6 protein-coding genes and 1 pseudogene are annotated in these 11,316 nt (G+C 69.7%); 3 read left to right on the top strand and 4 right to left on the bottom strand.

From position 1 onward, the window contains the following. Positions 1-101 precede the first annotated feature (101 nt). Positions 102-1,286: a cytochrome P450 gene (locus GA0115259_RS24565; protein ID WP_093601063.1), complete on the top strand. Its 1,185-nt coding sequence runs from the start codon at positions 102-104 to the stop codon at positions 1,284-1,286. Positions 1,287-1,433: 147 nt separating this feature from the next. Here GA0115259_RS24565 and GA0115259_RS24560 read toward each other — a convergent pair whose 3' ends face one another. From GA0115259_RS24560 to GA0115259_RS24545, 4 genes are all read right to left on the bottom strand, one after another. Next, entirely contained in the window at positions 1,434-1,628 is a 195-nt protein-coding gene (locus GA0115259_RS24560) for a ferredoxin (protein ID WP_218104235.1), read from the bottom strand. Between the two features lie 2 nt (positions 1,629-1,630). Continuing rightward, entirely contained in the window at positions 1,631-2,821 is a 1,191-nt protein-coding gene (locus tag GA0115259_RS24555; RefSeq protein ID WP_093601064.1) for a cytochrome P450, read from the bottom strand. 169 nt (positions 2,822-2,990) lie between these two features. Further along, positions 2,991-4,049 carry a DegT/DnrJ/EryC1/StrS family aminotransferase gene (locus tag GA0115259_RS24550; protein WP_093601059.1) on the bottom strand — a complete coding sequence of 353 codons (1,059 nt, stop codon included), beginning with the start codon at positions 4,047-4,049 and terminating at the stop codon, positions 2,991-2,993. Positions 4,050-4,061: 12 nt separating this feature from the next. Then, positions 4,062-5,450 (bottom strand): glycosyltransferase, encoded by a 1,389-nt coding sequence (locus GA0115259_RS24545; RefSeq protein ID WP_093601057.1) that lies wholly within the window; start codon positions 5,448-5,450, stop codon positions 4,062-4,064. Positions 5,451-5,724: 274 nt separating this feature from the next. Here GA0115259_RS24545 and GA0115259_RS24540 point away from each other — a divergent pair. Further along, positions 5,725-9,957 (top strand): annotated as a pseudogene (locus GA0115259_RS24540) (type I polyketide synthase); the annotation flags it as partial. A gap of 48 nt (positions 9,958-10,005) precedes the next feature. Next, the coding region (locus tag GA0115259_RS24535) for a beta-ketoacyl synthase N-terminal-like domain-containing protein (protein ID WP_176732638.1) at positions 10,006-11,316 on the top strand (1,311 nt) is incomplete at its 3' end.

Raw genomic sequence — 11,316 nt, 5'->3', positions numbered from 1 at the left:
CACCGTCGTACCCCGGCGCGGGCCGCCCCGGCTCCGCGCCCGCCCCGAACGGGACCAGGCGCGGCGCGCATACCGGCACCCACCGTCCCGAGGAGATTCCCATGACCGCATTCCCCGAACTGCCCTCGCTCCAGGCCGAGCAGCCGTCCGTCCTCAAGCTGAGCCCGCTGCTGCGCGACCTCCAGGCCAGCGCTCCGGTCCGCAGGGTGCGTACGCCGGCGGGCGACGAAGGCTGGCTGGTGACCCGGCACGCCGAGCTCAAGGAGCTGCTCCGCGACGAGCGGCTGGGACGCGCCCATCCGACGCCCGCCTCCGCGCCGCGCTATGTGCAGAACCCTTTCCTGGACATGCTCGTCTCGGACGACTTCGAGCTGGCCCGGAAGCTGCACACCGAGACCCGCGCGCTGCTCACGCCCAACTTCTCCGCCCGGCGCGTGCTCGATCTGATGCCGAAGGTCGAGGCCATCGCGGAAGGCGTGCTGGAGAGCTTCCTCGCCCAGGGACCGCCCGCCGATCTGCACGGCGGATTCTCGCTGCCGTTCTCCCTGGCCGTCCTCTGCGAACTCATCGGTGTGCCCGCCGAGGACCACGGCCGGCTGGTCGCCCTGCTCTCGCGGATGGGCGGTCTTGACGATCCGGACGGTGTCCAGGACGGACAGCAGGATCTCTTCGGCTATCTGGTGGAGCTGGCCGGCCGCAAACGGGCCGAGCCCGGTGACGATGTGATCTCCCGGCTCTGCGCGAGTGAGCCCTCGGACGAGCGCATCGGTCCCATCGCGGCCGGAGTGCTGTTCGCCGGTCTTGAGGCCGTCGCCAGCCATGTCGACCTGGGAATCGTGCTGTTCACCCTCTATCCCGACCAGCGCGACGCGGCGCTCGGCGATCCCAGGCTGATGGCGGGCGCGGTGGAGGAGATCCTCCGCTCGGCCAAGGCAGGAGGATCGGTTCTGCCGCGCTATGCGGGCGAGGATGTCGAGATCGGCGGTGTGACCATACGCGCCGGTGATCTGGTGCTGCTGGACTTCACTCTGTCCAACTTCGACCGTCAGGTCTTCGACGAGCCGGAACTGTTCGACATCACGCGCTCGCCCAATCCGCATCTGACGTTCGGTCATGGGATGTGGCACTGCATCGGCGCGCCGCTGGCCCGGATGCAGCTCAGGACGGCGTACACCCTGCTCTTCACACGTCTGCCCGGACTGCGTCTCGCGCTCCCGGTGGAGCGGCTCCAGGTGCTGGGCGGCCGGCTCTCCGCCGGTCTCACCGAGCTGCCGGTCACCTGGTAGCGAGCCGCGGAAAGCCCAGCGAGCCGCGGAAAGCCCGCAGCACGGAACACGGAGCACATGCACACGGAACACGGCAGCACGTGAACGGGCTCTGTCCCCAACGCCGTTGGGAGCAGAGCCCGTTCCGTGTGTACCGGACGGCCGCGCTCAGCCCTCCCGTACCGTGATCGCCTGCGACGGGCAGACGATGCCCGCCTGCCGCGCCGCGTCCCGCGTCGGCTCGTCCGCCGGCTCCTCCAGCACCATGACGATGCCGTGGTCGTCCTGGTCGAAGACATCGGGAGCCGACAGCACACACTGTCCGGCTCCCACACAGCGTTCGGTGTCCACGCTGATGCGCACCATCATTCCTCCGTCGATGACCAGCGGACGGGCAGCTCGTGCAGCCCGAACAGCACTCCGTCGTACTTGAGCGACAGCTCCTCGACCGGCACCGCCAGCTCCAGCGTGGGAATCCGCGCGAACAGCGTCCGGTAGGCGATGTCCATCTCGACCCGGACCAGGTTCTGCCCGAGGCACTGGTGCACGCCGTACCCGAACGCCACATGCGAGCGCGCCGAGCGCTCGGGATCGAACTCGTCGGGCCGGTCGAAGACGGTCCCGTCATGGTTGGCCGCGGCGACCAGCGGCACGATGCCCTCGCCCGCCCGAATGAGCTGCCCGCCGATCTCCACATCCTGGACGGCGACCCGGAAGGCCACCAGATCGGCCACCGAGTAGTAGCGCAGCAGCTCCTCCACCGCGCGCTCGTCGCCGATCCACCGCGGATTGCTCAGCAGAGTGACCACACCGAGGCCGATGTTGTTCGCCGTCGTCTCATGGCCCGCGATCAGCAGCAGCATCGAGACGCCGGTCAGCTCCTGCCGGGAGATGGTGCCGTCGGCCAGCAGCCGGCTGATCAGATCGTCGCCGGGACGCCGCTGTTTGACGCTGATCAGCCGGTTGAGATAGCGCATCAGCGCCTTGGTCGCCGACTCCCGCTGCTCGTCCGTGGAGGTGAGCGTGACCAGCACCCGGGTCCTGGCCTCGAAGAAGTCCCGGTCCGCGTGCGGCACTCCGAGCAGATCGGAGATGACCAGCGACGGTACGGACAGCGCGAAGTCCGCGATCAGATCGGCCGTGTCGCCCGCCGCGAGCAGCGCGTCGATACGCTCGTCCACGATCCGCTGGATGGCGGGCCGCATCTCCCTGATCCGGCGCACGGTGAACTCGGGGATCAGTGTCTTGCGGAACCGGCCGTGCTCCGGCGGATCCAGCGCCACGAACCAGCCCGGCACCTGGTCCTGCGAGGGCACACCACCGGTCTTCGCCGCTCTCGGGAAGCCCGGATGCGAGGGATTGGAGCTGATCCTCGGATCGGTCAGTACGGTCCGTACGTCCTCGTGCCGGGTCACCAGCCAGACCGGGACACCGCTGGGCAGCGTCGAGCGGACCAGACCGTCCGTGCTCCGGAAGTCCGCGTACTCCCGTGGTGGGAAGGGCCGGCCGGGCCGCCGCAGCGGAAAGGCGACCGGGCATCTGTCGGTAGTCGTCATGTGTGGGATTCCTCCGAGGATCGGAACGTCCGGAGCCGTGACGTCCGGAGCCGTGACGTCCGGTGTCGTGACGTCCGGTGTCGTGACGTCCGGTGTCGTGACGTCCGGTGTCGTACGGCGAGGAGCGCCGCCGCGCGCCACGCGGGCCGACGCGGCACCGACGCGGTACTCACGCGGCGCCGTAGAACTTGCGGATCCTGCCGGTGATGAACTCCTGGTCCTGCGCCGTCAGTCCCGTATGGGTGGGCAGATAGAAGCCGTCCTCGCTGAACCGGCTGGCGTTCAGCGACGGCCAGTCGGCGTCGTAGTAGCCCGGCTGCCGGCTCATCGGCTTGAAGAACACGCGAGTCTCGATGCCCTCGGCCGCGAGGAAGTCCCGCAGCTCCTCGCGGCGTTCGGCGCGCAGGTCGTACATCCACAGCACATCGCGCGCCGGCATCGTGGTGATCCCGTCGATGCCACGCAGGCCCTCGTCGTAGCGCCGCTCGATCTCGCGGCGGGTCGCCAGGATCGTGTCGAGCTGCTCGGTCTGTGCCAGTGCCACCGCCGCCTGCATGCTGGTCATCCGGAAGTTGTAGGCCAGCTTCTTGTGCAGAAAGCTGTGGTCCTTGGTGAAGGCCATCGCGCGCAGATGCGCCATCTGCTCGGCCAGCCGAGGGTCCTCGGTCAGACAGATACCGCCCTCGCCCGCCGTGATGATCTTGTTGGCGAAGAGCGAGAAGCAGGCGATGTCCCCGACCGGCCGTACACCGTGCGCCTCGGCGGAGTCCTCCACCACCCGGAGGTTGTACTGAAGGGCGATATCCATGATCGCGTCCATGTCGCAGCGGCGCCCGTAGATATGCACCGGGAGGATCACCTTGGTACGCGGGGTGATCTTCTCCTCGATCAGCGAGACATCGATATTGAGATCGTCGCCGCAGTCCACGAAGACGGGCGTCGCGCCCGTATAGGTCACCGCCCACGCGCTCGCGATCATCGTGAACTCGGGGACGATCACCTCGTCGCCGGGCCCGACGCCGAGCGCGCGCAGCGCCAGAGTGAGCGCCGTCGTCCCCGAGGAACAGGCGACGCCGTGCGCCACACCGTTGTACCGGGCGAACCCCTCCTCGAACCGGCGTACATACGGTCCCTGCGACGAGATCCAGCCGTCGCTGACGGCCTCCGTCACATAGTCGAGTTCCCGCCCGCCGAGCCAGGGCCTGGAAACCGGATGGGTGAATGACATGGAAAACCCCGATCAGTGGGTGGCGAGTGCCGGCAGGCCGAGCAGCAGATCCGCCGCGGTGCTCCGGCCGCCCGCGGCGCGCAGAAGCTCTCCGAAGTGCTCCGCGCGCTCGCGGAACGAGTCCTCGTCCAGCACACGGGTGAGTTTGTCGAAGACATCGTCCGGATCGACGGTCTCGGGACGGTCGAGAGTGAGACTGACACCGAAGTCCTGGCCGCGGACCGCCTGGTCGTCGCAGTCCACCCACAACGGCCGCACCACCAGCGGCTTACCGAAGTACAGGCCCTCGTGGTAGCCGTTGCCGCCGGCATGGGTGAAGAACACCTTGACGCTCGGATGGGCCAGGACATCGAGCTGTGAGGGAACCCAGCTCTCGATCCGCAGATTGCCCGGCAGCGTCTCCGGCGCGGGCAGCAACTCCTGCTGCTCCTTGGGGAGTTTCCACAGGACGGAGTGGCGCCCGGCCAGCCGCCGGGTGACCTCCACCAGCGCGCCGACCTGCTCCCGCGTCAGCCTGGTGATCGTACCGAATCCCATGTACACCACGGAGCCCCGCGCGGACAGCCAGTCGGACAGCCCGTCGTCGTCCGGAGCCTGCGGCAGCGGCGGCACCATCGCGCCGACCAGCCGCATCTTCTCCGGCATGGGGAACGGATAGTCCAGCTCAGGCACCGAGTAGCAGAGCACCATCTCGGCATGGTCGATCCTGGCCATCATCTGGCGTGCCTCGGGCGCGATTCCCAGCTCCGCGCGGATCCGGTTGTCCTCCTCGACCACCTTCCGCATCGAGGAGGTCATGAACATCCCCAGCGTGCGCAGCCGGAAGAGCTGGTTGGCCATCCGCTGCGTGAGGCTCATCTCCAGCGGCAGACCCGAGTGCGGCACCGGGAAACCGCGCGGTGTGTACGACCTGGCGAACGGCACATGCGAGGTGAGTACATTGCTGGGCACGAACGGCACACCCAGCACGAACGGGATCTTCTTGGTGATGGCCAGCTCATGGCCGAACTGGCACATGCTCTCGATCACCATCAGCGCCGGCTTCACCTCGTCGACTATCGCCTCCAGCCGCCGGTACTTCTCCACCCGGGACTCCGGCGCGAACGAGTGCTTGATGACCGCGCGATGCGCCTTGAACCGGGAGCGCTGCGTGACCTCCCGATAGGTGCTGTCGTCCCAGGTGACGGCCGACATCTGGGAGACGACCTCGCCGAGTGACGCGAACTCCACGGCGGTTCCCGCTTTGGCCGCCGCGATATCGTCACGCGCCTTTTCATCGGTCGCGAACCACAGATCCTCCACGCCGCGCCGTGACAATTCCTCCGCCAGTACGAGCAGCGGATTGAGAAGACCGCTTTCGGCATAGCTGACAAACAGGATCGGCCGCCGAATCGAGTCCATGGACAACACCCTTCGGAAGTGGCGGTCCGATGGCTCGGCGCCACATGTACCCACTCGGCGGGTCGCCGGGTGGCCGCGCCGCGCGATCGGGCGGGACAGTTACTTGGTCTCACGCCAGGCTCCGGAGAATCCCTAGTCTTCCGCCGCGAGGCCCGGAATTCCTTAGGGAAAAGTACAGCGCCGCCGACCGTACGATCCGGCACGGAGAGTGTCCGAGGCCCGACTTTCCCTAGGAGTGTGCGACGTCATGACGATCGGAGCCGACATCGGAACCGACGAGGACCCGGTCGTGGTCGTCGGGATGGCATGCCGTTATCCGGGCGGAGTCCGTTCCCCGGAAGAACTGTGGGAACTGGTCCTGGAGGGCCGTGACGCGATCTCCGGTTTCCCGGTGGACCGCGGCTGGGACCTGGAGGCACTGGCCGGCGAAGGACCGGGCCGCAGCGTGCCGGGCGAGGGCGGATTCCTGTACGAGGCCGCCGACTTCGACGCCGGATTCTTCGGTATGTCACCGCGCGAGGCGGTCTCGACGGATCCGCAGCAGCGGCTGGTGCTGGAGGTGTCCTGGGAGGCGGTGGAGCGGGCCGGGATCGATCCGTACGCGCTGCGCGGCAGCCGCACCGGAGTGTTCGTCGGCACCAACGGCCAGGACTACGCCACCGTCACCCAGCGGTCGGCGGAGGATCTGGCGGGCCACGCCATGACCGGTCTGTCGCCGAGCGTCGCCTCGGGCCGGCTCGCCTACACCTTCGGTCTCGAAGGACCTGCCGTCACCGTCGACACCGCGTCCTCCTCCTCGCTGGTGGCCCTGCACTGGGCCGCGCGTTCGCTGCGCGCCGGGGAGTGCACGATGGCGCTGGCGGGCGGAGTGACCGTGATGTCCACTCCGGCCGGCTTCATCGGCTACTCCCGTCAGGGCGGTCTCGCGCCGGACGGGCGGTGCAAGGCGTTCTCCGACGACGCGGACGGCACCGCCTGGGCCGAGGGCGTCGGCATCGTCGTACTGGAACGGCTCTCCGACGCCCGCCGCGCCGGGCACGAGATCCTGGCGGTGCTGCGTGGTTCCGCGATCAACCAGGACGGCGCCTCCAACGGACTGACCTCGCCCAGCGGCCCGGCCCAGGAGCGGGTGATCCGCCAGGCACTGGCCGACGCAGGACTCACTCCGGCCGAGGTCGACGCGGTCGAGGCGCACGGCACCGGTACGAAGCTGGGCGATCCCATCGAGGCACACGCGCTGCTCGCCACCTACGGGCAGGACCGTGATCCCGCGCGACCGCTGCGGCTGGGCTCGCTCAAGTCGAACATCGGGCACGCCCAGGCGGCGGCCGGTGTCGCGGGCGTCATCAAGATGGTGCTGGCCCTGCGCCACGGGCTGCTGCCGAAGACACTCCATGCCGGCCGGCGCACCTCGCAGGTGGACTGGTCGGGCGGCGGAGTGGAACTGCTGACCGAGGCGGCGCCCTGGCCCGCCGGCGGCCGTCCTCGGCGCGCGGGCGTGTCGTCCTTCGGGATCAGCGGCACCAATGCGCACCTGATCATCGAGCAGGCCCCGGAGCCGGTTCCGGATTCCGTGCCCGCGGTCCCGGCTTCGGCTTCGGGGCCTGCGTCGGCTTCGGTTCCGGCGGTCCCGGGCCCGTACGACGTGCCGTCCGAAGTGACGCCCGCCGTCGTGCCCTGGCTCGTATCGGCCAGGACCGAAGCCGCCCTGGACGACCAACTCGCGCGCCTCACGGACTTCGTGGCCGCCCGTCCCGGGCTCCGCCCGGTGGACATCGGCTACTCGCTGGCGACCGGCAGGGCGGCGCTGCGCCATCGCGCGGTACTGCTCGCGGACGGGCAGGACCGGCGGGACGACCGGCAGGACCGGCAGAGCGTCACCGGAACGGCGCGCGGAGCGGCCGGAGAAGGCACCACGGCGGTGCTCTTCCCGGGCCAGGGCAGCCAGCGCATCGGCATGGGACGTGGACTCTACGAGCGGTTCCCGGTCTTCGCCGCCGCGCTGGACACCGTGCTCTGCGAACTGGACCCGTATCTCGACGGTCCGCTCCGCGACATCATGTGGGGCGACGATCCGGAGCCGCTGAACCGTACCCGCTGGACCCAGCCCGCCCTCTTCGCCGTCGAAGTGGCGCTCTTCCGCCTGATGGAATCGCTGGGCCTGCGCCCGGCCGTCGTCGGCGGCCACTCGATCGGCGAGATCGCGGCGGCCCATGTGGCGGGTGTGTTCTCACTGGCCGATGCCTGCCGGCTGGTCGCGGCGCGCGCGAGGCTGATGGGAGCGCTGCCGGCCGGTGGCGCGATGGTCGCCGTACAGGCCGCGGAGGACGAGATCCTGCCGCTGCTCGCCGGACGCGAGGATCAGGTCTCCGTCGCCGCCGTCAATGGACCCGAGTCGGTGGTGGTCGCGGGCGAGGAGCGTACGGTCCAGGAGATCGCCGCGTACTTCGCGGCCCGCGAGCGCAGGACCAAGCGGCTGCCGGTGTCGCACGCCTTCCACTCGCCGCTGATGGATCCGATGCTCGCGGAGTTCCGCTCCGTCGTGGAGTCACTGACCTTCCATCAGCCCACCGTGCCGGTGATCTCGAATCTCACCGGAGAGCTGGCCGCCGGCCGGCTCGGCACACCCGAGTACTGGGTACGGCATGTCCGGGAGACCGTCCGGTTCGCCGACGGCGTGCGGGCACAGCGCGCCGAGAACGTGGACGTCCTGCTGGAGCTGGGCCCTGGCAGCGTGCTCTCCGCCATGGCCCAGGACAGCCTGGGCGAGGCCGCCCGGGAGCTGACCGTCGTACCGGCCCTGAGGAAGGACCGTACAGAGGAGGCCGCGCTCGTCGCCGCGCTGGGCCGGCTGCACACGGCCGGTGTTCCGCTCGACTGGCACGCCTTCTTCGCGGGCACCGGCGCCCGCAGAGTTGAACTGCCGACCTATGCCTTCCAGCACGAGCGCTACTGGCCGGCGCCGCCGCCGTCCGGCGCGGCGGACACCGGCGGTGTCGGCGCCACCGGACATCCGCTGCTGGGCAGCATGCTCGAACTCGCCGACGACGAGGGCCTGGTGTTCACCGGCACGCTCTCCACCCGTACCCATCCCTGGCTCGCCCAGCACGTCATCGCCGGACGGATTGTGCTGCCGGGAACGGCCTTTGTGGAGCTGGCGATCCGCGCGGGCGACGAGGCCGGCTGCGACCGGATCCAGGAACTGACACTGACGGAACCGCTCGTACTGCCCGAGCACGGCTCGGTACGGCTGCACGTACGGCTCTCCCGGGCCGACGGGATCGGCTGGCGCACCGTCACGGTCCACTCCAGGCCCGAGGGCGCCGCCCACCGGAGCTGGACCGAGCACGCGACCGGTGTACTCACACCACCCGGGCACGGCGCCGAGCGTGAGCCGGAGGCCGGCAGCGGACTGACCGGCGAGGACCGCTGGCCGCCGCAGGGCGCGGAGCCGGTGGATCTGGGCGACCACTACGAGCGTCTCGCCGACCACGGCTTCGACTACGGCCCGCCCTTCCAGGGGCTACGGGCCCTGTGGCGGCGCGGTGACGAGCGGTACGCCGAGGTCGCCCTGCCCGCCGAGATGACCGACGCGGAGGCGTACGGACTCCATCCCGCCCTGCTGGACGCGGCCCGCCACGCCGCCATGACCGACGGCGGAGGCAGCCTGCCGGCCCGCTGGCGAGGCGTGTCCCTGCACGCCTACGGCGCCACCGCGCTACGGATACGGCTCTCGCCGGGACCGGACGGCGCGCCGGCGCTGAGGGCCGATGACTTCTCGGGCGCTCCGGTGCTCACGGTCGAGGAACTGCGCGTACGGCCGCTCTCGCCGCAGGAGACGGCCTCCGCACCACAGAGGAGCCAGGAGCCCTCCGGCCGGTCGCGGACATCGGCGCCTGCCACGAGGACCGTCCGGCCGCCCGCCGCCAAGCCGACCGCTGTTGACGCCGTCGGCGAGGGCGAGGGATCCACGCTGGTCAGGCGGCTGGAGGAGATGTCCGAGGGCCGGCGGGCCCGGTATCTGCTCGAACTCGTACGGACCGAAGCCGCGGCCGTGCTCGGCCACAGCACCCCGGACGCGGTCGGCGCCCACCATGTCTTCAAGGAGATGGGCTTCGACTCACTGGCCGGCGTCGAACTCTGCGACCGGCTGGGCGCGCTCACCGGCCGGCGCTTCCCGAGCACGCTCGTCTTCAACTTCCCGACACCCGTACGGGTCGCCGACCATCTCGCGGCGGCCCTCACCACGCCCGCCGCCGAGCCCGTCAACGCCGCGACGGGTTCGGCGGACGACGAACTCACCAGATTCGAGTCCGTCATCCAATCAGTGTCGGCGGACGGTTTTGAACGCCAGGTGATCGCGGATCGCCTGGAGAAGATCATCTCCGCGCTGCGGCGATCCACGCCCTTCGCACCCCCGGACACGGATGTGCCGGGCGAGGACATCGAGACGGTGTCGGTCGACAGGCTGCTCGACATCATCGATGAAGAGTTCGAAACCACATAGAGAAATCGCTGCTTTCGTTCGCGATCCGATGATGATGAGGACGGACCGGTGCCAGAAGACCAGCAGGAAAAAGTAGTCGACTACTTGAGGCGGGTCACCTCCGATCTCCGCCGCGCGCGTCAGCGCATAGGAGAGCTGGAACTCACGAAGAACGAGCCCATCGCCCTGGTGGGAATGGGCTGCCGCCTTCCCGGTGGTGTCCGTTCCCCTGAGGCGCTGTGGGATCTGGTCGAATCCGGTGGCGACGCCATATCGGGATTTCCCGGCGACCGCGGCTGGAATCTGGAGCGGCTCACCGGTGACGGCGAGGGAAGCAGCGCGACACACGAAGGCGGATTCCTCTACGAGGCGGCGGAATTCGACGCCGGATTCTTCGGGATCTCGCCGCGCGAGGCACTGGCGATGGATCCCCAGCAGCGCATGCTGCTGGAGGTGGCCTGGGAGGCGCTGGAGCGGGCCGGGATCGCCCCGACCTCGCTGCGCGGCAGCCAGGCCGGTGTCTTCGTCGGCGCCTACCACTGGGGACAGCCGTCGGCCGCCTCGGCCGGCGAACTCCAGGGACACGCGCTGACCGGCACCGCCGCCAGCGTGCTCTCGGGACGGCTCGCCTACACCCTCGGTCTCGAAGGCCCGGCCATCACCGTCGACACCGCCTGCTCCTCCTCACTGGTCGCCCTGCATGTGGCGGCCCAGTCGCTGCGCGGCGGAGAGTCCTCACTCGCGCTCATCGGCGGTGTCACCGTACTGACGGAGCCCTCGGTCTTCGTGGAGTTCAGCAAGCAGGGCGGCCTCGCGCCCGACGGCCGCTGCAAGGCGTTCTCCGACGACGCCGATGGCACGGGCTGGGGAGAAGGCGTCGGTGTACTCGTCGCGGAGCGGCTCTCCGACGCCCGCCGCCACGGGCACCGGGTGTTCGCGGTGCTGCGCGGCAGCGCGGTCAACCAGGACGGCGCGTCCAACGGGCTCACCGCACCCAACGGCCCTTCGCAGGAGCGGGTGGTCCGTCAGGTCCTCGCCACGGCCGGTCTGTCGGCGTCGGACGTGGACGCGGTGGAGGCGCACGGTACGGGAACGCGGTTGGGTGATCCGATCGAGGCGCAGGCACTGCTGGCGACCTACGGTCAGGACCGTGATCCGGAGCGTCCGTTGTGGCTCGGTTCGCTCAAGTCGAACATCGGGCACACGCAGGCGGCGGCCGGTGTGGCCGGTGTGATCAAGATGGTGATGGCGCTGCGTCGTGGTGTGCTGCCGCGTACGTTGCACGCGGAGTCTCCGTCGTCGCATGTGGACTGGTCGTCGGGTGCGGTGCGGTTGTTGTCGGAGGCGGTGGAGTGGCCGGAGACGGGCCGCCCGCGTCGG

It is taken from the genome of Streptomyces sp. MnatMP-M17 (assembly GCF_900091995.1).
Taxonomy (GTDB): domain Bacteria; phylum Actinomycetota; class Actinomycetes; order Streptomycetales; family Streptomycetaceae; genus Streptomyces.
This window is presented reverse-complemented; position numbering and strand designations above follow the sequence as displayed.

What these genes read in the sequence shown, in the direction of transcription:
- GA0115259_RS24550 (WP_093601059.1), bottom strand. Translation starts at nt 4,049, where the DNA reads ATGTCATTCACCCATCCGGTTTCCAGGCCCTGGCTCGGCGGGCGGGAA.
- GA0115259_RS24555 (WP_093601064.1), bottom strand. Translation starts at nt 2,821, where the DNA reads ATGACGACTACCGACAGATGCCCGGTCGCCTTTCCGCTGCGGCGGCCC.
- GA0115259_RS24545 (WP_093601057.1), bottom strand. Translation starts at nt 5,450, where the DNA reads ATGGACTCGATTCGGCGGCCGATCCTGTTTGTCAGCTATGCCGAAAGC.
- GA0115259_RS24565 (WP_093601063.1), top strand. Translation starts at nt 102, where the DNA reads ATGACCGCATTCCCCGAACTGCCCTCGCTCCAGGCCGAGCAGCCGTCC.